10 protein-coding genes are annotated in these 23,571 nt (G+C 69.1%); 7 read left to right on the top strand and 3 right to left on the bottom strand.

Annotated elements, in window-relative coordinates; all coding sequences use genetic code 11:
• The first annotated feature begins 1 nt into the window (after nt 1).
• The 6 genes from KO717_RS07745 to KO717_RS07720 all read left to right on the top strand — a co-directional run bounded on the left by KO717_RS07745 (nt 2) and on the right by KO717_RS07720 (nt 8,804).
• Nucleotides 2-607 carry a (2Fe-2S)-binding protein gene (locus KO717_RS07745; RefSeq protein ID WP_301365325.1) on the top strand — a complete coding sequence of 202 codons (606 nt, stop codon included), beginning with the start codon at nt 2-4 and terminating at the stop codon, nt 605-607.
• 2 nt (nt 608-609) lie between these two features.
• Nucleotides 610-3,012 carry a xanthine dehydrogenase subunit D gene (pucD, locus tag KO717_RS07740; protein WP_301365323.1) on the top strand — a complete coding sequence of 801 codons (2,403 nt, stop codon included), beginning with the start codon at nt 610-612 and terminating at the stop codon, nt 3,010-3,012.
• Between the two features lie 320 nt (nt 3,013-3,332).
• Complete coding sequence (locus KO717_RS07735) at nt 3,333-4,796, top strand: NCS2 family permease (RefSeq protein WP_030010047.1); 1,464 nt, start codon at nt 3,333-3,335, stop codon at nt 4,794-4,796.
• Between the two features lie 105 nt (nt 4,797-4,901).
• Nucleotides 4,902-6,053 (top strand): XdhC family protein, encoded by a 1,152-nt coding sequence (locus KO717_RS07730; protein WP_301365321.1) that lies wholly within the window; start codon nt 4,902-4,904, stop codon nt 6,051-6,053.
• A 130-nt stretch (nt 6,054-6,183) separates the two neighbouring features.
• Nucleotides 6,184-7,449 (top strand): YncE family protein, encoded by a 1,266-nt coding sequence (locus tag KO717_RS07725; RefSeq protein WP_301365319.1) that lies wholly within the window; start codon nt 6,184-6,186, stop codon nt 7,447-7,449.
• 122 nt (nt 7,450-7,571) lie between these two features.
• Nucleotides 7,572-8,804 carry a GNAT family N-acetyltransferase gene (locus KO717_RS07720; RefSeq protein WP_301365317.1) on the top strand — a complete coding sequence of 411 codons (1,233 nt, stop codon included), beginning with the start codon at nt 7,572-7,574 and terminating at the stop codon, nt 8,802-8,804.
• 61 nt (nt 8,805-8,865) lie between these two features.
• On the opposite strand, the gene KO717_RS07715 is transcribed toward KO717_RS07720, so the two are convergent.
• The 3 genes from KO717_RS07715 to KO717_RS07705 form a co-directional block, all read right to left on the bottom strand.
• Entirely contained in the window at nt 8,866-11,082 is a 2,217-nt protein-coding gene (locus tag KO717_RS07715; protein WP_301365315.1) for a terpene synthase family protein, read from the bottom strand.
• Nucleotides 11,083-11,312: 230 nt separating this feature from the next.
• The gene (locus KO717_RS07710) at nt 11,313-12,152 is read right to left on the bottom strand and encodes a barstar family protein (RefSeq protein ID WP_301365313.1); all 840 of its coding nucleotides are present in this window, start codon (nt 12,150-12,152) and stop codon (nt 11,313-11,315) included.
• Nucleotides 12,153-12,247: 95 nt separating this feature from the next.
• The gene (locus tag KO717_RS07705; protein ID WP_301365311.1) at nt 12,248-19,528 is read right to left on the bottom strand and encodes a ricin-type beta-trefoil lectin domain protein; all 7,281 of its coding nucleotides are present in this window, start codon (nt 19,526-19,528) and stop codon (nt 12,248-12,250) included.
• 574 nt (nt 19,529-20,102) lie between these two features.
• Here KO717_RS07705 and KO717_RS07700 point away from each other — a divergent pair.
• Nucleotides 20,103-23,201, top strand: a complete 3,099-nt coding sequence (locus KO717_RS07700; protein WP_301365309.1) for an FG-GAP-like repeat-containing protein — start codon at nt 20,103-20,105, stop codon at nt 23,199-23,201.
• The last annotated feature ends 370 nt before the right edge of the window (nt 23,202-23,571 follow it).

Genomic DNA, 23,571 nt, shown 5'->3' with positions numbered 1-23,571 from the left:
CATGCGCGTCAATTTCACGGTCAACGGCCGTCAGCAGGAAGCCGACGACGTCTGGGAGGGTGAGTCCCTTCTCTACGTCCTGCGTGAGCGCCTGGGCCTGCCGGGTTCCAAGAACGCCTGTGAGCAGGGCGAGTGCGGTTCCTGCACCGTCCGTCTCGACGGCGTGCCGGTCTGTTCGTGCCTGGTCGCGGCCGGTCAGGTCGAGGGTCGCGACGTCGTGACCGTCGAGGGTCTGGCGGAGTTCTCCAAGCAGCGCGACGAGCACGGCCACGGCGGTGCCTGCGGCACCGGCGGCGGCTGCGGCAGCAAGGGCGTGTCCCTGGACGCGGCCAAGCAGTGGCAGGCCAAGCCGGGCGACTCGCAGACCGGCGAGGGCGTGGAGCTCTCGAACATCCAGCAGGCGTTCATCGACGCCGGCGCCGTCCAGTGCGGTTTCTGCACCCCGGGTCTGCTGATCCAGGCTGACGCGCTCCTGGAGGAGAACTCCTCCCCGTCCGACCAGGACATCCGTGAGGCCCTGTCCGGCAACCTCTGCCGCTGCACGGGTTACGAGAAGATCCTCGACGCGGTCCGCCTCGCGGCCGCCCGTCAGGGAGAGGCGGTCTGACCATGGCGCAGAACACCCGCACCGTGCCCGCCGGTACGCCGACGAACGTCACCCAGAAGCACAACAAGGGCGGCATCGGCGAATCGATTCTTCGCCCGGACGGCACCCTCAAGGTCACCGGTGAGTTCGCGTACTCCTCGGACATGTGGCACGAGGACATGCTCTGGGGCCAGACGCTGCGCAGCACCGTCGCCCACGCCGAGATCGTCTCCATCGACATCTCCGAGGCGCTCGCCATGCCCGGCGTGTACTCGGTGCTGACGTACGACGACCTGCCGGCCGAGATGAAGAACTACGGCCTGGAGATCCAGGACACCCCGGTGCTCGCCAACGGCCGGGTACGCCACCACGGTGAGCCGGTCGCCCTCGTGGCCGCCGACCACCCGGAGACCGCCCGCCGCGCGGCCGCCAAGATCAAGATCGACTACCGCGAGCTGCCGCTCGTCACCGACGAGGCCTCCGCCCTCGCCGCCGACGCGCCGCTGATCCACGAGAACCGCGACGACCACCACATCGGTCACGTCCCGCACCCGAACATCGTGCACCGCCAGCCGATCATCCGCGGCAACGTGGAAGAGGCCCGCAAGCGCGCCGACGTCATCGTCGAGGGCGAGTACACCTTCGGCATGCAGGACCAGGCCTTCCTCGGCCCGGAGTCCGGCCTGGCCGTGCCGTCCGAGGACGGCGGTGTCGAGCTGTACGTCGCCACCCAGTGGCTGCACTCGGACCTCCAGCAGATCGCCCCGGTCCTGGGCCTGCCGCCGGAGAAGGTCCGCATGACGCTCTCGGGCGTCGGCGGTGCCTTCGGCGGCCGCGAGGACATCTCGATGCAGATCCACGCCTGCCTCCTGGCCCTGGCCACGAACAAGCCGGTCAAGATCGTCTACAACCGCTTCGAGTCCTTCTTCGGCCACGTGCACCGCCACCCGGCGAAGCTCTACTACGAGCACGGCGCCACCAAGGACGGCAAGCTCACGCACATGAAGTGCAAGATCGTCCTGGACGGCGGTGCGTACGCCTCCGCCTCCCCGGCGGTCGTGGGCAACGCCTCCTCCCTCTCGGTGGGTCCCTACGTCCTGGAGGACGTGGACATCGAGGCGATCGCGCTCTACACGAACAACCCGCCCTGCGGCGCGATGCGCGGCTTCGGCGCCGTCCAGGCCTGCTTCGCCTACGAGGCCCAGATGGACAAGCTCGCGGCGAAGCTGGGCATGGACCCGGTCGAGTTCCGCCAGCTGAACGCCATGGAGCAGGGCACGATCATGCCCACCGGCCAGGTCGTGGACGCCCCGGCGCCGGTCGCCGAGCTGCTGCGCCGGGTCAAGGCCCGCCCGCTGCCGCCGGAGCGCCAGTGGGAGAGCGCCGGCGAGAGCGCGGACGTCCGCGCGCTGCCCGGCGGTCTGTCGAACACCACCCACGGCGAGGGCGTCGTCCGCGGCGTCGGCTACGCGGTCGGCATCAAGAACGTCGGCTTCTCCGAGGGCTTCGACGACTACTCCACCGCCCGCGTGCGCCTGGAGGTCATCAACGGCGAGCCCGTCGCGATGGTCCACACGGCCATGGCGGAGGTCGGCCAGGGCGGTATCACCGTCCACACGCAGATCGCCCGTACCGAGCTGGGTGTCACGCAGGTGACCATCCACCCGGCCGACACGCAGGTCGGCTCCGCCGGTTCCACGTCCGCCTCCCGGCAGACGTACATGACCGGTGGCGCCGTGAAGAACACCTGTGAGGCGGTCCGCGAGGCCCTCCTGGAGATCGGCCGCCGCAAGAACGGCTCGTACCACCCGGCGTGGGCCACGGCCGAGCTGCTCCTCGAAGGCGGCAAGGTCGTCACCGACGGCGGCGAGGTCCTCGCGGACATCGCCGACATCCTGGGCGACGAGGCCATCGACCTGGAGCTCGAGTTCCGTCACGCGCCGACCGAGCCCTTCGACCTGGTCACCGGCCAGGGCAACGGCCACGTCCAGTACACCTTCGCCGCGCACCGCGCGGTCGTCGAGGTGGACACCGAGCTCGGCCTCGTCAAGGTCGTCGAGCTGGCGACCGCGCAGGACGTCGGCAAGGCGCTCAACATGCTTTCCGTGGTCGGCCAGATCCAGGGTGGCACCACCCAGGGCCTCGGCGTCGCGATCATGGAAGAGATCATCGTGGACCCGAAGACCGCGAAGGTGCGCAACCCCTCCTTCACGGACTACCTGATCCCGACCATCCTCGACACCCCGACCATCCCGGTCGACGTCCTGGAGCTCGCCGACCCGAAGGCCCCCTACGGCCTGCGCGGTATGGGCGAGGCCCCGACCCTCTCGTCCACCCCGGCCGTCATCGCGGCGATCCGGCAGGCGACGGGTCTTGAGATCAACAAGACGCCGATCCGTCCGGAAGCCCTTACCGGGACCCTCTAGGACGGCGTGGTCCGGGGGCCGCGAGGCCCCCGGACCCCTCAGACTCTCCGGGCGGTGTGCATGGGAACGTCACACTTCACGCCACACCGCCCGGAGGACATACGAAGCACCGCACCGCTCGCGGTCCCTTCACCTGGCAGTACCCCTGCAAGAACCCCCGTAGTACCAGCGGTCACCCCCGCACTACCCGCAGTACACGCAGTGAACATTCGCGTCGCCTCGGGCCGTCACCCCGGGTCGTGCAGCCAAACGCAGCATCCCAAATCCCGCATCTCCAATCTCCAAGCGGGTGCCCCTTTGAACCTTGGGAGTTAGGCACCATGACCCAATCGTCAGTAGAGCCCAAGACCACCGCGGAGGAAGCCGGCGACGGCTCCCAGCCGCCCGCCGGACGGTCCTGGCTCGACCGCTATTTCCATATAACGCACAGAGGCTCGAACGTCGGCAACGAGGTCCGTGGCGGTATCACGACCTTCATGGCGATGGCGTACATCCTCCTGCTCAACCCCCTGCTCCTGTCGGGCAAGGACGTCGCCGGCACGGTGATGGACGGGTCGGCGATCATCACCGCCACCGCGTTCGCCGCAGCCGTCACGACGCTCCTCATGGGCTTCGTCGGCAAGGTGCCGCTCGCCCTCGCCGCCGGTCTCTCCGTGTCCGGCGTGCTGGCCTCGCAGGTGGCCCCCCAGATGACCTGGCCGCAGGCCATGGGCATGTGTGTGGTCTACGGTGTCGTGATCTGTCTCCTGGTCGTCACCGGCCTCCGCGAGATGATCATGAACGCGATCCCCCTCGCGCTCAAGCACGCGATCACCATGGGCATCGGCCTCTTCGTCGCCCTGATCGGCTTCTTCAAGGCCGGTTTCGTCGGCAAGGGCCCGGAGTTCGGTCCCCCCGTCCAGCTCGGTGCGGTCGGTGAGCTGTCCGGCTGGCCCGTGCTGCTCTTCTGCATCACCCTGGTCGCCATCTTCATGCTCCAGGCCCGCAAGGTGCCCGGCGCCATCCTGATCGGCATCGTCGGCGGCACCGTCCTGGCCGCGATCCTCAACGCCGTCGTGGACATCGACCCGAAGGCCTGGAAGAACGGCCCGCCGGAGCTCGACGGCTCCGCGGTCTCGATGCCGAACTTCTCGCTCTTCGGTGACGTCTCCTTCGGCGGCTGGGGCGACGTCGGCTACATGACGATCGGCATGATCGTCTTCACGCTGGTGCTCGCCGGCTTCTTCGACGCCATGGCCACCATCATCGGTGTCGGCACCGAGGCCAAGCTGGCCGACGACAAGGGCCGCATGCCGGGCCTGTCCAAGGCGCTCTTCATCGACGGCGCCGGTGGCGCCATCGGTGGCATCGCGGGCGGCTCCGGCCAGACCGTCTTCGTCGAGTCCGCGACCGGCGTCGGCGAGGGTGCCCGCACGGGTCTCGCCTCCGTGGTCACCGGCCTGTTCTTCGCCGCGTGCCTCTTCTTCACCCCGATCACGCAGATCGTCCCGGGTGAGGTCGCCTCCGCGGCCCTGGTCGTCATCGGCGCGATGATGATGCAGAACGCCCGCCACGTGGACTGGGCCGACAGCGCGACCGCGATCCCGGTCTTCCTGACCGTCGTGATCATGCCGTTCACGTACTCGATCACGGCCGGCGTCGCCGCCGGTGTGATCTCCTACGTCGCCATCAAGATCGCTCAGGGCAAGGCCCGGGAGATCGGCGGCTTCATGTGGGCGCTCACCGCGATCTTCGTGGTGTTCTTCGCCCTGAACCCGATCGAGCACTGGCTCGGGGTCGGCTGACCCCCAAGCGCCTGATCATCACGTACCCGCACCTCCACGTATCCGGTGCACGTACCCGATGTACGTGTCAGATACTGGAACCGAACCTCTCCGAGGAGGCCCCCCATGCTGGACATCGCCGAAGAGCTGAACCGGTGGGTCGAGCAGGGGCGTGACTTCGCCGTCGCCACCGTCGTGGCGGTCGGCGGGAGCGCGCCCCGGCAGCCCGGGGCCGCACTCGCCGTCGACAGCGAGGGCACGGCCATCGGCTCGGTCTCCGGCGGATGCGTGGAAGGTGCGGTGTACGAGCTGTGCCGGCAGGCGCTGGAGGACGGCGAGACCGTTCACGAGCGCTTCGGGTACAGCGACGACGATGCCTTCGCCGTGGGCCTGACCTGCGGCGGGATCATCGACATCCTGGTCACCCCGGTCCGCGTGGGCTCTCCCGCCCGGGAGGTCTTCGCGGCCGGGCTGGCCGCCGCGGCCCGCGGCGAGGCCGCGGCCGTGGCGCGGATCGCGCAGGGCCCGGCGGAGCTCATGGGCCGCGCCGTGTTCGTCCGTACCGAAGGCGCCCACCAGGGCGGCTTCGGCGGACACCCCGAGCTGGACCGCACCATCGCCGAGGAGGCCCGCGCCATGCTCGACGCCGGCCGGACCGGCGTGCTGGAGATCGGCGCCGACGGCAGGCTCTGCGGAGAACCGCTGCAGGTGCTGGTCGAGTCCAGCGTCCCGCCCCCGCGGATGATCGTCTTCGGTGCCATCGACTTCGCCTCCGCCCTCGTGCGGATCGGCAAGTTCCTCGGCTACCGGGTGACCGTGTGCGACGCGCGGCCCGTCTTCGCGACGAAGACCCGCTTCCCGGAGGCGGACGAGATCGTCGTCGACTGGCCCCACCGCTACCTGGAGGCCACGGACGTGGACAGCAGGACCGTCCTGTGCGTGCTCACCCACGACGCCAAGTTCGACGTCCCGCTCCTCGAACTGGCCCTCAGGCTGCCCGTCGCCTACGTCGGCGCCATGGGCTCCCGCCGCACCCACGAGGACCGCAACGAGCGGCTGCGCGAGGTCGGCGTGACCGAGCTCGAACTGGCCCGGCTGCGCTCCCCGATCGGCCTGGACCTCGGCGCCCGCTCCCCGGAGGAGACCGCGCTGTCCATCGCCGCCGAGATCGTCGCGAACCGCCGCGGCGGCACCGGCGCGGCCCTGACCGGCGCGCACATCCCGATCCACCCGGACATCTCGCACACGATGCTCGACCGGATCGGTTCCGTCGCCTGAAGGCGTGACGGCCGGACGTGAGAGAAGGGCGCACCCCGTGGGGGTTGCGCCCTTGTGCCGTTCCCCCTATTTTACCCGCCGGTAATAGGAGGCACCCTCTCCATCCCTTCCCCGCAGCGGAGTTGAGCGGATGTTGCGTACCGTGCGAACCCTGGGCCTGCTGGCCGCGGCCACCCTGCTCACCGCCTTCACCCCGGCCCCGGCCGGCTCCGTTCCCGGTTCCGGGCCGGGATCCGGTCCGGGTGGCGGTCTGCGCGAGGTGCTCTTCGTCGGGAACAACTGGGAGGGGACCGCCGACGTCCTCGCCTCCACCGGCGATCTCGCCAAGGTCGGCCGGATCGACGTGGTCCCCGACAAGGCGGAGCGGCTGCGGGAGATCTACCTCAACCCCGTCAAGCTCGCCTTCTTCCTCGGCATCCGGGAGAGCGCGGGCGAGGGGCACGACCAGTTCGTCGACGACATGTTCACCACCCCGGACGGCTCCGCGGTCGTCGTCTCCCGCCCCAGCTTCGCCGACGTCGTGTCCATCGACGTGGCCTCCGGACGCGTCAACTGGCGCTTCCCGGTGTCCGGGTACCGCTCCGACCACATGGCTGTCTCGCCGGACGGGACGCGCGTCGCCGTCTCGGCCTCCACCTCCAACACCGTGCACGTCCTGGACATCACCACCGGGCGGCAGGTCGGTTCCTTCGGCACCGGGGACAAGCCGCACGAGAACACCTTCACCCGCGACGGCCGCTTTCTGTGGAACAGCTCCATCGGCGAGGTGAACACCGCCCTGGACGCGCCCTGGCTGGACTGGACGAAGGGCGACCGCAAGATCACCGTGGTCGACGCGCAGACCTTCCGCACGGTCCGGGTGATCGACATGCGGGAGCGGCTGGACGCCTTCGGCCGCCGCGACCTGTCCGACGCCGTCCGCCCGGTGTCCTTCAGTCCCGACGAGTCGAAGCTCTACTTCCAGGTGTCCTTCTTCAACGGCTTCCTGGAGTACGACGTCCCCTCCGACCGGATCACCCGTCTCAAGACCCTCCCGATGAACCCCGCCACCAGTACCGACCGCACCACCTGGGTCAACGACTCCCGCCACCACGGCATGTCGATGAGTCCGGACGGGGCGAAGCTCTGCATCGCGGGCACCATGGACGACTACGCGACCGTCGTGGACCGCGCCACCCTCGCCGAAGGGCCGCTCGTGCCCGCCGCCAAGCCGTACTGGGCCACGGTCTCCGGCGACGGCAGCGCCTGCGTGATCTCCGAGAGCGGCGCCGACCGGGTCACGGCCATCGACTTCGCCACCGGCACCAAGCGGGTCTCCGTCCCTGTCGGGGACCATCCGCAGCGCGTCCGGCTCGGCCGCGTCCCGGCCGGCTGGACCGGTCCCGCCGCACGGTAGCCCGCAGGAGGTCCGCAGGAGGTGCGCAGGACGTCCGCGGCAGGGTCGCACACCGGCCGCACGCGCGCACCCTGGCTGCTATGAGGTGACCGGTCCCACGATGACCGATTAGTCTCGCGATCATGGTGGACATCCGCGAGGTACCCGAGTCCGACATCGACCGTGCTCTGGAGCTCGCCTACCTGGTCTTCCACGACCGGCCCGAGAAGGAGGTCCGGGAGAAACACCACGCGCTGCTCGCGCGTTGCGACCGGCTCGGCGCCTACGACGGCACGGTCCTGGCCGGCTTCATGGCCGCGTACGACTTCCGGCTCTCGGTGCCCGGGGCGGACCTGCCCTGCCCCGGGCTCACCTTCGTCGGCGTCGCCCCCACCCACCGACGGCGCGGCGTGCTCACCGCTCTGATGGGAGAGATGCTGCGGCGGACCGCCGACGCGGGCAGCCCGCTCGCCGCCCTCTGGGCCTCCGAGGCCGCGATCTACGGCCGCTTCGGCTACGGCAGCGCCACCACCGGCGCCACCATCGAGATCGACTCCACCCGCCCGCTGGCCCTGCGCATCGACCCGGACCGGCGCCCGCTGCGGTTCGTCGACCCGGAGGAGGCCGTCGCCGTCGTCGGGCCCTTCTACGAGGCGGCCCGCGCCGGGCGGGCCGGCCGCCCCACCCGCAGCGCGGAGCGCTGGACCGAGGAGTGGCTGGCCGAACAGGACGAGGAGGACGAGGAGCTGAGCCCGCCGCGGATCATCGTCCTGGGCGACCCGGACCAGCCGATCGCCGGGTACGTGCTCTACCGCACCAAGCCGGAGGCCGGCGCCGGGCCCGCCCGGGTGCCGGGCCTGGTCCGGGTCGACGAACTGGAGGCCGACACCCCGGCGGTGGCCGCCGCGCTGTGGGAGTGCGTGGCCTCCCTCGACCTCACCGGCAAGGTCTCCGCGTGGGGCCGTCCGGCCGACGACCCGCTGCTGCACTTCGCCGCGGACCGGGACCAGGTGCGGGTCACCGCCCAGTTCCCGGCGCTCTGGCTGCGCCTGGTCGACGTACGCGCGGCCCTGACGGCGCGGTCCTGGGCCGCGCCGGTGGACGTGGTGCTGGAGGTGCACGACGCGCGGATGCCCGCCAACGCCGGACGGTTCCGGCTGACGGCCGGGCCGGACGGGGCCACGTACGAGCATGCGGACTCCGCCGCCGACCTTGCCCTTGACGTACGCGAACTGGCCGCCTGCTACCTCGGCGGGACCCGGGTCGGGGAACTCGTCGCCGCCGGGCTGGTACGCGAGCACACGCCCGGCGCGGCCGATGCGCTGGACGCGGCCCTGCGCACGGCCGTACTCCCGCACACGGGCGACGAGTTCTGACGTACGGCCGTGTCCCGGCGCAGGCGCCCCCGCCCCGCCTCCGCCGGCACGGCCGGCGGGATCAGGCGGGCCGTGCGATCCGGGCGGCCGACATGCCGAAGCCGGCTCCCAGGACGGCCGTGGACAGCAGGTCGGGCCGCGCGTGCAGGTCCTCGGGACGGTAACGGCGGATCTGTTGGTGCCAGTTGAGGATGCCGGCGTGCCAGTCCTGCAGCTCGCCCACGTAGGCGTCCAGGGCCTGCCGGGCCTGCCGGCCGAGCTTCCAGTCGTCGTAGAGCAGCGGCAGCAGGTTCGCCACGATGTGCTCGAACTCCTCGGTCCGCCGGGTCATCAGCTCATGGCAGATGTGCAGGGCCTGCGGGTAGCCGATGTCGAAGAAGTTCCGGGTGACCAGGATGTAGTTGTGGACCTCGCCCTCGACCTCCACCTCCTTCTGGTAGGAGTAGATGTCGTTGATCAGGCAGGCGGCGTCCGCGACCGCGTTCTCCAGGGAACGGATGGTCCCGGAGGCGTAGATCTCCTCGGGGATGCCCCGGCCCTGGTGTCCGAGCCGGCACAGGTACATCGTGAGGTGGCTGCCGAAGGTGTGGCGGCGCATCTCCGCGTAGTCCACCGGGTCCGGGATGCGGTTCTGGATCTGGTTGTCCACCTCCCACAGCCAGCTCTCCAGCATGCTCACCAGGGTCGCCCGGAACTCGGTGCGCTGCCCGGCGGTCATGCCGGCGCCGGAGCGCACCCACAGGTCGCCGAGCGCGCGCTCCATCGCGGTCACCGGCTCCGGCCGTGCGGCGAGGTCGACCGGGATCATGGCCGCCAGGCGGGCGGTGGTCGCCTTGGCTGCCGGAAGGTTCCTGCCCTGGGAGAAGACCACCGGGTAGTAGTCGTCCCCGTACGTACCCCAGGTCAGCCAGCAGGCGTTGAGGGCCAGCTGCTCCGGCGTGGCGTCGGGGTCGATCCCGGCCGAGCAGAGCGCGAAGTCGAAGCCCCGCAGCCGCTCCTCGGTCCAGATCGCCGAGCCGGGGTCGCCGGACTGCGGGTCCAGCAGGCCCATCCGCCGGGACCAGGCCACGGACTCCTCGCGCGCGTGCGCCAGGTGCGGGCTGAGGGTGAGCCGGTGCGGCATGTAGATGTCGGGGATGACGGAGGGGCCGGTGCGCTCGTAGGGGACGTGGGTGAAGGAGCGGCGGCGCAGCTCCATCGAGCGCCGTGTGAACACGGACCGCAGGTCGAGCGAGGGGGCGCCGAGCCCGGACGGCAGGAAGGGCAGGGTGGCGGGGGCGGCGGGCCGGGCCTCCTTGTTCATGTAGCGGCTGGAGACCATGTGCCACTCGTGGCCGCCGGACTGCCAGTCCTGCAGGCCCTTCGCGTAGGCGAGGACGGCCGCGATCTCCGCCGGGTCCAGCGCGTGGTCGGCGAAGAGCTGCGGGAGCTCGACGAGCGCGGTCTGCTCGAACTGCTGGAGGCGGGAGGTGAGCAGGTCGTTGGAGGCCTCGGCGGCCTCCTGGGTGGTGCAGCCCAGGAAGGTCTCCAGCACCAGGACGGCGTTGGAGAGTTCGCCCTCGTCGGCGACCTCGCGCTGGTAGGAGAAGATGTCGTTCCTGATGTGCACGGCGTCGGCGAAGGCATCGCGCAGCACGGCGAGCGGGCGCGCGTGCGCGACGCGTGCGGGGACCTCGGCGCAGACGTACTCGATCAGGCCGGCCGACCAGGGGGCGCCGCCCACCTTGCGGCGCATCTCGATGTATTCGAGCGGGTTCGCCACACGCCCGATGTCGATGTTGGCGAGCTCCCACATGGACTCGTCGAGGAGGTTCTTGGTGGACAAGGAGAACCGTTCCCGCCAGTCCTGCGACATGGCCGGGACGGTGCGCGCCCACAGGTCCGCGAGCCCCGCCTCGACCGGATTGGTGGGCTCGGGGAAGCCGTCGGACAGGTCCATGGGCATGAAGGCGGCCAGCCGGTCGAGATACGCCTTGGCGCCGGCCCGGTCCTGGGAGCGCTTGAACATCTCCAGGAAGTGGTCGTCGAAGAAGAACACCCACACGTACCAGTCGGTGACCAGCGCCAGTGCGTCGCGGTCACAGTCGGGGTGGGTGTACGAGCAGAGCAGCGCGTAGTCGTGCGAGTCGAGGTCGCTCTCCTCCCAGACCCCGGAACCCTCCAACATCCCGAAGGCGCGCGCCCACTTCTTGGTGTGGGTCCGCGCGTCCTCCAGGTGGGGGTTCAGTCGCGCCGGATAGGGCACGTAGAAATCCGGCAGTTGGAACGGCTGCGTCACGGCGGGGTCGGCCTTTCGTCCATGGGTACGGGGGCCCGGCGGCCCGGTCCCCCGTACGAGATCAGCATCGCCCTACCCCTGGTGCCCGTGGGACAAGGGTGAATTCACCGCTTCAGGTGACGTACCGCCGGTTTCCCGGCGCGCGGCCCCGCAGGGCTACGCTCGTCCGCGCGGGCGGCACTCGCCGGCGTCCGGAACCAGCGCGCAGATCACGAAGCCGCACCGGAGTGTCAGGCGAACTCAACGACCACGCCGCGTCCCTCGAGACATTCGACGATCAGGTCAAGGACGGACTTGCCTGCGGCGTAGGTGCTCTGGCCGCCGAGTGAGCCGATCGCCACCTGCGAGCTCTCCCACACGAGCCGGAAGGGGGGTGTCGGACCGCTCACGTCGGCGAGGCAGTCGTCCAGGGCTGCCAGGTTGCTCCCGAAGTATCCGCCCGGGCCTCTCATCGTCTCGCCGATGGCGCAGTAGAAACTCGCGAGATCGCAAATGTCGGCGCCGTCGAGGGTGTATTCGCTCCGGGACTCGGTGGGGGCCGTGGCCCTTCCCCAGTGCATGCGGGCCACTTCCACCCAGCCCTCCCGTCGGCCCAGAGGGAGTCGTGTCCAGCCGTTCCTGGTCGCAGGCACCTGGTTCCTCCAGGCCTGCCACAGGGCATGGGCACTCTCGTGCGGCTCCGCACTGAGCCAAACGGTGAGAGTGGCGGTGATAAGTCCGTCGGCACCGGCCGTCCAATCCTCCAGCGTCGCGTTTCCCGCGAAATAGGAGCCGATGGTCCGGCCGAGCGCGTCATGAACATTGATCCATGCGTTGCCGAGGTCTCTCGCCGCCTCGGTGCCCCTGCTCCACGCCTCCTCCATGCTTCGTGACGGGGTCAGGCCGATCAGCCGAGGGCGGAGCCATGATCCCTGCCCTGCGTCCGTATCCGCCGCCGTGTCGTCGAATTCCGAGAGGGCAGGCGCTCGGCCGACGAAGAAGCCCTGGATGTCGTTGAAATGGCCGAGGTGTGTGTCCGCGTCGTCGTCCGCGTGGATCGAGAACGTGCAGGGCGAGCTCGGGGCTGTCATGCGAGGGGCTCCATTCAAGGAAAGAGCCTGGGGGGCTCGAAGGCGAGCCCCCCAGGCGGGTGGGTCGATCATCCGGACACGCCGGTCAGCCTGACCTACTGGCCGTAGCCGGCAGGGAACTCCTGGATCGTCTTGTAGTGGTTTTCGCTCCAGCCCATGGCGCCCGTGGTCGGATTCTGCAGGATCCTCACTTCGTTTCCAGGGCGGTTGGTCGGCACGACCCATTCCAGTGAGCCTGCCCACTGCCTCTGGGTGGGTTTGTCACCACGGAAGATCTTCTGCACGCCGTTGTCGTCCAGCTGCGGAATTCCGTTTCCTTGCCTGACAGCGGTGAAGTGGTACTTGACCTCCCGGGGGATCGGGATCGGCCCGGCCGCGCTCCCCGAGGCCTTTTTGGGGCAATTGTGAACCAGGACGGGGGTGTGGCCTGCGAGCACATAGTACGTGTGCAGATCAGCGACGGTCATGTTGTACGTCGCTTGCCGGGCCTGATAGGTGCGGGTGCTGGCCACGGAAACCGACGCCCCGGCATCCGTAAGCAGGGTCATTCCCGGTTCGAGCAGCTCCGCATTGAGCCACTCCTGCTGGGATTCGACCCAGAACGGGTGGTGGCCCGTGGCGGTGATGGTGCTTACCCCGTCGACCGTCAGAACACCGATGTCGACATAGGTCTTGTCGTCCTCGGTGCGGACCGTTGCGGTGACGGCCTTCCCCGCGGTCTCATCGGATTCGGGGTCAGTGGCCAGCACGAGATCGTCGGATTCGAGTTGCTCGATCGGCTTCGTGGACCCGTCGGCCATGAGGACCTCGGTGCCGGCGACGAAGCTGTTCGGGCACCACCTCGTTTGGGGTTTCCCGCCACCTCCGGCCAGATAGCCGAAACCTGATGCGAGTTCCCGGCCCACACGTTCGGATGCGTTCGGTTCGTAGAGGGGAGTGTCGACGTTGTTTCCGGTCAGCGCCGCCTCGACCGGACCGTTGCATGCCAGAAAGTCGCAGTAGTGCCCGCTGAAGTACTCGATGTCCTCGATCGACGCCCCGTACATGTACATCTTGTACGCGACCTGCTTGGTGACGCTGTGGCTCGACGGGTCGTACTTGACCCCGATCTTGTGCAGCTCCTCTTTCGAGGTATTGCTCGTGTTGCGGACGTACTTCTGACCCGAGGTGTAGAGCTCCACGGCGCGGTCGTACGACTGATGCGCCTGGCCGGCCTTCGCCGAGCCGTAGTGCTCGGCGTACAGCCGCCTGATCCTCGCCTGCTCCATGACGGCGATGTTCTCGGAGACGATCCGGTCGTAGTTCCTGCCCTTGCTGATGGGCTGCGTACCCCGGTTGGTGCACACGTACATGCCACTGGCGCACTCTTCGAGCTGCAGACCCGACGGGTCCCAATTGCTGACGGGGTTGCCGTTGGAGTACGTGTACCCGTTCATCTGGAGCGGGTCGGTGATGTCGATGACCGGGTCGACCGACATGAAGCGGCCGGTGCTCTGGTCGTACTCACGTGCTCCGATGTGGGTCAGGCCCGTGGTGGAGTCGTTGACGCCCGTGCCGAGGAAACTGCGGTCACCGGGCCAGTCGGCAGGCACCGCCCCCCGGACGTTCCCGTACGGGTCGGACTTGCGACGGTAGACCTTCTGGCCCGCGGCCTGCTCGACGGAGGTGGTCGCCGTGTTGTGATGGTCGGACAGCAGGACGTTGAGCTTGTGCCCCGTCGCCTTGCCCCCCGTGCGGCGGGTGGTGGTGACACCACCGGGGCCGCCGTAGTAGCGGACGGCGTCCATGGCCTGACCGGCCTTGTTGACGGTGATCTCGGCGTCGCCGAGGTAGAGGGTGCGGGAGCCGCCGGTCTCCTCGATCAGGCGGTTGCCCGAGGCGTCGTAGATGTAGGTGGTGGTGTTCTCGAAGCTCCACTGCTGGGCGACGGCGCCCGCGACACAGGTGTAGATGTCGAGGTCGTTGCCGTCGACGGGGTTGTCGTTGGGGACGGTGACGCAGGCGTTGGCCGCCGGGTTGTACAGCGTCTTGTCGGCGGGACGGTAGGTGAACTTCTGCTTGGCGCTGCCGTCGCAGGTCGCCAGGACCGCATCGCCGCCCTGCGCCGTCAGGCACTTGCCGAGGGCGCGGACGGTGTCACCACTCAGCTTCCACTGCTGAGCCGCGGTCGTGTTGCACGGGTAGAGCTGGACGGCCGTGCCGTCCGCGCTGGACCCGTCGGCGACGTCGATGCACTTGCCCGCCATGCCGGTGACGGCCACCGCGCCGATGCCGGGGCTGCTCGCCGAGGTGAGCTTGCTGCGGCGGTCCCAGTTGAGGGCCTGGGTGTCACCGTCGATGCGCCGGGACTTGGTGTTGCCCGATGCGTCGTACTCGTAGGTCGAGAGCGAGTTGACCGTGGACGTTGCCGTCTTGGTGGCCTTCTCGGCCTTGGACAGTGCGTGGGGCTGGATCGTGACGGGAGGCAGGGAGGCGTTCCCGGCGACCTGGACGCCGTAGGTGTACTTCGTCTCGTCGTCCAGCGCCGGGTTGGTGAGGTCGTGGTCGATCAGCTTGGTGCGATTGCCGATCTTGTCGAACTGGTACTCCTGCCAGTAGCCGTCGCCGTCCGGACCGGCGGTGACGTCGTTCAGCGAGGGCCCGGCGCATGCGGCGGTCTTGCCCGTCCACGCCTTGGTGAGCTGGCCCACCGCGTCGTACGCGAAGCACTGGCGGTCGACGCGGCCACCGGCCTGGGTGTCCGTGATGGAGGTCGGGTTGCCGACCGTGTCGTAGGTGTAGGAGAGCGCGGAAACGCGGTTCGGGCTGGCGGTCTCGCGGTCACTGATCGACTGCTCGACCCGCCCGGTGTTGCGGTTGTGGAGGTTGGTCGTCCACACGCGGTTCGGCGCATTGCCGGATGCCGTGCGCAGGACTTCGCCGTACGGGCTGTACACGACGTCCGCGGTGTACCAGGACAAGCCCGAGATGGTCTTGGCCATCCCGTCGGCGTCATAGCGGGTGATCAGCTTCTCGGCTGCCAGGCCACCCGGAGTGGCCGGCACGGTCGTCGACTGGATCTGGCCGCGCGGGGTGTACGTGGTGCTGTACGCGTAGGTCCCGGCGAGACCCTTGGTGGCAGGCACGTCCGGGATCGTGGTCTTGGTTCCGGTCGGCCGGTACTCGCTGTCGTAGGCGGTGACCTCGCTGGTGTAGGCCACCAGGCCCTCGTAGCGCGTGGACGCGACGGGCAGCCCCTTGGCGCCGGTCAATGTGTCGTACGTCCAGGAAGCGACCACGGGGCCGTCCGGGGCGTCGTCGCGCATCTGGGTGGTACGGCCGAGTGCGTCGTACGTCGTGTACTGCGTCCGTCCGGAGGAATCCGTGACGGACACCTTCCGGTCGAGGTTGTCGTACCCGAATGCCGTGGTGCCCATATCAGGGTCGCCCGTAGAGGTCATACGGCCGCGGGCGTCGTAGGTGTAGGTCCACTTGTTGCCGACCGGGTCGGTCACCTTGGCCAGCTTGCCGCGCTGGTCGTACGAGTAGGCGGTGTCCTTCCACGTCGTGAGGTCGGTCGCCGTGTAGTGCTGGATCAGCGAGGTCCGGCCCGACGTGTCGGTCCAGGTCTTGACCGCACGGCTGCCCGAGAGCGGGGTGAGGCCGTCCGCCGACATGGCGGTGCGGGTCAGTGTCCAGTCGCCCTCGTACATGCTGGTGTTGGAGTGCTGCGGCACATCCGCGTAGAGCGTGGTCGCGCGCACGGGGCGGCCGAGGCCGTCGTACGCCGTCTTCGTCGAGTTCGGGACGTGGAAGACGCTCTCCGGGACGAAGATCTTTCCGTTGGGGCGGCCCTCGGCGTAGTAGCCGTTGTTGGTCTGCCGGACGGTGCCGTTCGCGTTGTAGAGGGTGTCCGTGACCACACGGCCGCCGCCCAGGGCATCCGCCTGGGTCTGGCGCGGCCGCAGCTGGCCGTCGTAGATCGCGATGGACGTGGCGTAGCTGCCGTTGTCCCGGAGGGTCTTGCTGGTGACGACCGGGGGCTCGTGCTCCGAGATCTGGTACTCGAAGGTCTGGGACGCCGGGTCGGTGGTCTTCTGCGACGGGGTCCAGACGGCCTTGGAGCGGCCCAGGTTGTCGTAGGCCTGGGTGAACTTGCGGTTGTTGGTGTCGATGTCCTCAAGGACGGTGCCACGGCCCGGGTCGCTCTTGACGACGCGCGTGTGCCCCAGAGGGTTCGTCGTCTTCGTGCTGAAGGGGACGCCGGTGGCGGGGGTGAACACGGTGGAGGTGGGGTTGCCGGCCGGGTCGTAGACCTTGACCGTTCGGCCCAGTGCGTCGTACTCGGTCTTCGCGGTGGTGACCCAGCCGGTGCCCGCCGCGTCGTTGCTGTCCATCTGGAAGGGCAGACCCTTGACCGGAGCGGTTCCGAAAGCGTTGAGCGCGTCGTACGACGTGCGCAGGTCGGAGAGCATCGCGGCGGTCCCGGCCTGGGCGCAGTCGCCCGTGGTGGCCCGTACCCGCTGAGGCAGGCCGATCAGGTGCTTAGCCGGGTTGTGGACGTAGGTCGTCACCGTGCAGATCTGGTCGGCGATGACCGAGCTGCCGCTGCCGTCCTCGCTGCGCGATTCGGTCTGGGCCGACTCCAGGAGACCGTAGGTGGACTCGAAGGTGTTCACGGAGCGCCCCACACGGAAGCGGCCGCCGCTGATCGACTGGATCGTGTCCGTGCGCGAGTCGTTGACCCGGTAGGCCTCGAGAGGGGTGGTTCCGTCCCGGGGGCGTGTCGCGGTCCTCTGGCTCGAGGGCCAGGTGAGGACGCGCTTGTCGACGCTGCCGCCGGCCTGGGTGTAGGTGATCACCTCGGCGGTGCGGCCCTGGTAGTGGGTCAGGTCCTCACCCAGGGTCTCCTTGCCCGTGGAGTCCTTGATCGTGACCTTCGGGCGTCCCGCGTCACCGGACATGCCGCGGAAGAAGTAGGTGCGGGTCTGGGATTCGGCCGTCGCGTCGCTCTTGCCGGTGTTCGCCGTCACGCCGCCCTTGGTGACGACGGAGGAGTAGCCGCGCCACTGTCCGTACGTGCGCAGTTCGGGCTTGGTGAACTCGTCGGTCTCCTTGGCCCAGGCGGCGCCGCCCTCGTAGGTGTAGCTGGTGACGACGTCGGGCTGGCGGGCGACGCGGTCCTTCTCGACCACGCGCTCGACGACGTACTTGTTGAACCAGGCCAGCGGGGGCTTCTCCAGATCACTGTCGGGTGACCAGTGGACCGGGAAGCAGCGGGTGGTGTTCTCCTCCGGCTTCGGGTGCGTGGTGCCGACCGCGCAGGGGGCGGAGTAGTCGACGTAGATCTCGTTGCCGGTCTCCGTGCGGATGGTCTCCACGCGGAGGCGGTCGAAGTCCGGGGTGGCGTCGCCTGGACCCGTGGCCACCCGGTTGGGCATGTCCTGGACGTTCGCGAGGAAGGACACCGGCGGGAGCGAGGTGCTCTCCTGGTTGCCGTTGGTGTCCTTGGTGGTGCCGAAGCCGGTGCGGGTGATCGACTCGAGCCACAGCGGCGGGTGGGTGTCGGTGCGCTGCTTGGGGAAGGACTGGGCCAGGTTCCACCGGTCGACGAGCGAGAGGTCGGTGGACCCGTCGGTGCGCTGGCCGTACGTGGTGACGGCGGTCAGGCGCTTGCGCGTCCAGAAACTCGGCGAGGTGCTGAAGCAGTCCTTCGCGTCGGCCTTGCAGTGCAGGGACGACGGGGTGTCCCACCAGGCCTGCTTGTCACCGTAGTTCTTCGACTCGAACTCGGTGTCCGTGCACTTGGCCGAGCCCTCCTTGATGCACCGCTCGTCGACGGTGAACTCCACCTTGCCGGCCGGAGCGCCGGAGAGGCTGGTGGAGCGCAGGCCGTAGGTGATCTGGCTGGGGTAGCCGCCGCGGGTGTAGGGGACCTTCGCCTGGAACTTCTCGTTCTTGGCGTAGTGGTTGGTCTCCTTCTTCCAGTCGATGATCATCGCGTTGCCGTGGAGGTCCTCGACGTAGTCGAGGTTCCAGCGCCAGCCCTGGTTGCAGGAGGAGTCGGCGAAGGCGGCTTGGTAGCACGGCTCGCCGGGGTGGTTGCCGAACACCGGGACGGTGAAGACGGAGTCGGTCACGGCTCGGGTACCGGCGCCGTCGACGTCGTGGCGGCCGAAGTGGTAGCGGACGCCGTCACGGGTGGTGACGACCCAGTACTCGCCGTCCTTCGCTCCGTTGGCGACGTTCGCGTCGGTCTTGCGCTCCACCTTGGAGCCGTCGTCCCCGGCGGGGACCCACTGACCCGAGGTGGCGTCACGGACGAGCTCGGTGCTGCTACCGCCGAGCGACATCACCATGTTGTCGCCGGCCCAGCACAGATCGTTCTTCTTCTTGTCCGTGGCGTTGTCGTTGTTCGGCTTGCTGGGCGTGGCCTTGAGGTCGTCCGAACAGGTGCGGTACCGGCGTTCGATGAAGCCGGGGTGGTAGTCCCAGCCGTCGCCGATCCAGGAGGCCTGGCTGTTCGCGACGGACGTCTTCCCGTCCACGGACTGCGAGGAGTACGTGAACGCGAGCTTGGGCACGGGCCCGGCCGCGGGGGCGGGTGTGCCCAGCGGATAGGTCCACGAGAAGTCGCCGCTGTTGCCGCCGGCCGACCAGCTGCCGGAGGCAGCGAGGGGGGTGGCGCTATAGGTTCCGCCGGGGCCCGAACCGGAGTCGGAGGCGGCCAGCACCATCGGGCCGCCTCCACCGACGGCCATGGTGCGCAGGCCCTGTCCGGGCGCGCTCGCCGGGTCGACGGTCGCACGGACCGTGCCCGTCGCCGGGTCGTTCGTGCTCGGGACGGCCTTCGCCGTGTTGCACTCGGGCACCAACGGGGTGGTCAGGAAGCACTGCGGGAGCATCCTCAGCTCCAGGCGCGACGACCACTCGGTGCCGTACAGGTCCTTGAACTGCTTGTAGTCGAGCTGCACGTCGACCGGGGTCGAGCCTTCGGCCGGAGGCGTGACCTTGATGAGCGCACCGTCGATGTTCGCGGCTTCGGTCACCGCCCGGGCCTCGACCGCCACCGACCACGTGCCCGACGGGGTCGGAGGGGTCGGGTTGGTCTCCGTCGGTGAGGCCTTGCCGATGCTGATCGGCAGAGATCCCGCCTGGACCAGCTGGTCGCCGGCCAGAGCGACGTTCGCCGTACCGGCGGTGGGCGGAGTGACCTTCGACGGTTCGTACTCGGCCGGAGGCTGGACCGGTGCTCCGGACCAGCCCTCCAGCTTTGCGGCCTCGACCTTGTCGAGCTTGGCCTTGAGGTCCTCCTGGAGGCCCGGTAGCTGCACTCCGGTGCGGTCACCCGGTGGCGCGGCCCAGGCCTGAGTGGGCAGAAGAGATGCGACCAGCATCACGGAGACCGTGATGCTGGTGCGCCCGGCAAGGCCCATGCGTCTCGCGCGGGCCTTTCTGATTCCGGGCAGGCGAAGACTGTCGGCCGACAACGGCGACATGTGAACCCCCCACGATCTGCCACCGCGGCAAAGGCGCGCGCGTGACAGGAAACTGACTAGTAGCCACGTGATTCTGTGGTCCGGCGTGACCTAAAAGCCACCTCGGGCATGCCCGTGTGGTGTTAATCACCTGACGGTCCGTATACCTTGGGGCAATTCGCCCGAACTGGCTGTAACTGATGGTCAGTTGGGGTGCGATGTGGTGTGCCGATCGGCGCCGTATGGCTCATGCTCAGCTCGCGCGTTCATCGCGTGACGGCCGAGCGGGGGAGCGGACCCCGAGCCTCTTGGGCCGATGGCCGAAACACGAGCAAGTACCGAGGGTTGCGGAAGCGTGCGCCCGCGGGGGGAGAGAACAGAAGAGATGGCTGTCAGCGAATCCGTGGACACGAGTCCGCCAACAGACGTGACAGAAACACCACCTGCTGCTTCGGAGCGTCGCTGGTACCGGCGCCGCAGGGCTATGGGTGGCTTGGCCGCTCTGCTCGCGGTCGCCGTGGCGGTTCCGGTCGGCGTGCAGCTGGGCGGGGGCGAGAAGCCGAAGGGGAAGGCGTCCGGCGGGGAGAGTGGTCCGGTGGCGGCGCCGCAGGCGCGGAAGCTGGCTGCCGAGACGGGCAAGGACGTCGAGGTGACGGCCGACCGGAGTGCGAACACGACGACGTGGGCGCAGCCGGACGGTCTGTTCAAGAAGCGCATCTCCAGCTCCGCCGTCCGGGCGAAGGTCGGTGACGCGTGGAAGGCGATCGACACCGATCTGCAGCGGGTCGAGGGCGGGTTCGCCGCGAAGGCGGTGAACGGGTCCGTGGTCTTCAGTGCCGGCAGCGACGGGGCGCGGGTCACTCGTGGTGTGGTGCGGTCCGCGCTGACGGTGGATGCGCCGGGCCAGGTGTGGACCGAGCTGGTGCGTCTGAATGTCGACGGTCATGACATGTCGGTGAGTTGGCCCGGTGTGCTGCCGGCGCCGGTGATCGACGGTCCGCGGGCGCTGTACGAGAACGTGCGGCCGGGCATCGATCTGCTGATGACGGCTCAGGACGGCGGCTATTCGCATCTGCTGGTCATCAAGGACAAGCAGGCCGCCGCGGATCCGCTGATTGCGGAAATGAACTACCGTCTCGCCTCCCCTGACCTGCAGTTCCAGCTCGACGCCGGGTCCGGCGCGATGTCGGTCCGGGATGCGAAGGGCGAGGAGGTGGCGGGTTCTCCGTCACCGCTGATGTGGGACTCGTCGGGCAAGGTCGCCACCACCGACGACGTGCCCGCCTGGAAGGCCCCGGCGGCCGCGAAGCAGCACCCGACGCTGGGCCTTGCGGGCCTGGCCGGCGCCGAGCGCGCCCACCTGTCCGTGGCCGCGGCCTCCTTCAAGGACGGCACCCTGTCCCTGAAGCCCGACGCCGCGCTGTTGAACGCCGCGGACACGGTGTATCCGGTGTTCGTCGACCCCTCGTACAAGGGTCACAAGCACGCCTGGTCACTGCTCTACAAGACGGCCGGTAATTCGAGCTTCTACAACGGCCAGAACTACAACGCGTCGGGCACGAACGAGGCCCGCGTCGGGTACGAGTCGGATTCCGGCGGCACCTCCCGTTCGGTGTTCAATTTCTATTTCGGGCCCGAGCTGTACGGCGCGGGTATCCAGTCGGCGAGTGTCCGCGCCCTGCAGACGTATTCGTGGTCGTGCAGCCAGAAGGCCATGGACATCTACTCCACCCCGTTCGTGTCCTCGTCCTCGACGTGGAACAACACCACGGACTGGTGGGGAAACAAGGTCGCCACCGAGATGGCCGGCTACGGCTACAACTCCTCCTGCCCCGACAACTGGGTCGCCCCCGACATCAAGGGCCTGGTCACCCAGGCCGCGAGTGCCAACTGGGGTGCGCTGTCACTGGGCTTCAAGGCGCCGAACGAGTCCGACTCCTACTACTGGAAGAAGATCCTCGCCAACGGCGAGAGCGCCCCGTACATCGAGGTCGTCTACAACACCCGGCCCGACATCCCGGTCGCCTCGAACATGAACACCTCCCCGGGCGGCCCGTGCCTGACCACCGGCACCGGCACCAGCATCGGCAAGACGGACGTGTCCTTCCAGGCCAAGGGCAGTGACCGGGACGGCAACCTCAAGCAGGTCCAGATCGAGGTCTGGGACGCCGAGTCCGGAACCAACATCGCCAACGAATGGCTGTGGCCCAACAGCGACGGAGTGGTCACCAAGTCCGTCCCCTGGGCCTCCTTCACCTCCGGCCGCAAGTACTTCTGGCTCTCACGGACCCAGGACTGGGACGGCTGGTGGTCCGCGGGCTCCGGACCCGCCGACTCCGGCGGCGGCGGATGGTGCACCTTCACCGTCGACCACTCCGCACCCGCCAACCCGGCCGTCAGCTCCGCCCACTTCCCGCTGCCCGGCCCCGACGCCGCCGACTGGAGCGTGAACCCCGCCTCCACCCCCGACCAGATCGTCGAGATCCGCCCCAACGGCACCGCGGCCGGCACCATCCGCGAGTACCAGTGGTCCCTGAACAAGCCGACCTGGGACAACAAGGCCGTCCCCGCCGGCGATGGCCTCGCCTCCGTCAAGCTGCAGGTCGACACCGCCGGACCCAACGTCCTGTACGTACGCACCGTCAACCAGGCCGGGAACGTCTCCGTCCCCACCGAATACCTCTTCTACGTCACCCCCCGCACCGGCACCGACAAGCCCGGCGACGTCACCGGCGACGGCTTCCCCGACCTCCTCGCCGTCGACAAGGACGGCAACCTGCGCACCTACGCCGGCGACCGCCAGGGCGACACCGACGCATTCATCCCCGGCGCCGTCCAGGACGGCAAGCCCGTCGCGCCCGGCCACTTCAAGGACCCGGCCTCCACCGTCCCCGCCCTGATCGGACACGCCACCGACTGGCACCCCGGCGACGGCCTCACCGACATGATCGCCCGGATGCCCGACGGCAAGCTGTACATCTACCCCGGCACCGGCACCGGCCAGTTCGACGCCGGCCGCCGCATCGAGATGCAGCTCCCCGCGTCCGCACCCGACCCGGCGACGTTCCGCCAGATCGTCGTCACCGAGGACGTCGACGGCGACGGCCTGCCCGACCTGTTCGCACTGGACGCCGACGGCTTCTGGGCGTTCTCCGGCTACACCGGATCCAGCTTCGCCTCCTACCGAAAGATGGCCACCGGCTGGGCCGCCCGCGACATCGTCGGCGTCCGCGACGTCTCCGGCGACAACATTCCCGACCTCCTCTTCCGCGACAACGCCAACGCCAACCGCACCATGGCACTGCGCAAGGGCAAGGCCGGCGTCAACGGAGGCGCTGACCTGACCTCCCTGCAGTACGCGACGAGCGCGGAAGGCGGCGTCGACTACACCTACGCCACGACCGCCTGGACCCGCAGCGCCTGGCCCAAGGTCCTCGGCACCGAGGACACCACCGGCGACGGCATCCCCGACATCTGGGGTGTCGAGGCGAGCAGCGGCTTCCAGTACTACTTCAAGGGCGGCACCACCACCTACGGAGAAACCACCGGACGCGACGAGGACAACTGGAACACCTTCCTCACCATCGGGTAACGCCGAAGGAAGAAGCTGAAGGCAAGACACGTGCAGGTGCCCTCCCCGAACACCACCGGGGAGGGCACCTGTCCGTTTCAGGTGACGGAGCCGTCCTTCTGTGGCGCGGCGGACTGCCGGGGGATCGAAGGCGAACGGCGCCGCGGATCGTGGCCGAACTGCCCGGCCTGCATCGCGTACATCGAGGCATACCGGCCGCCCGGCGCCATCAGTTCGTCGTGGCCGCCCCGCTCGACGAGCCGGCCCTCGTGCAGTATCCCGGTCGGCGTCCCGCACCTCCAGAACGTGGCTGCTCAGAGCGGCGTCACGGGGCCCGGGGAACGCATGCCCGCATACGGTTGCGACCGCCCGTCGGAGCCCATGAGCCGTG

The sequence above is a fragment of the Streptomyces xanthophaeus genome (assembly GCF_030440515.1).
GTDB classification, from domain to species: Bacteria; Actinomycetota; Actinomycetes; order Streptomycetales; family Streptomycetaceae; genus Streptomyces; species Streptomyces kutzneri.
This window is presented reverse-complemented; position numbering and strand designations above follow the sequence as displayed.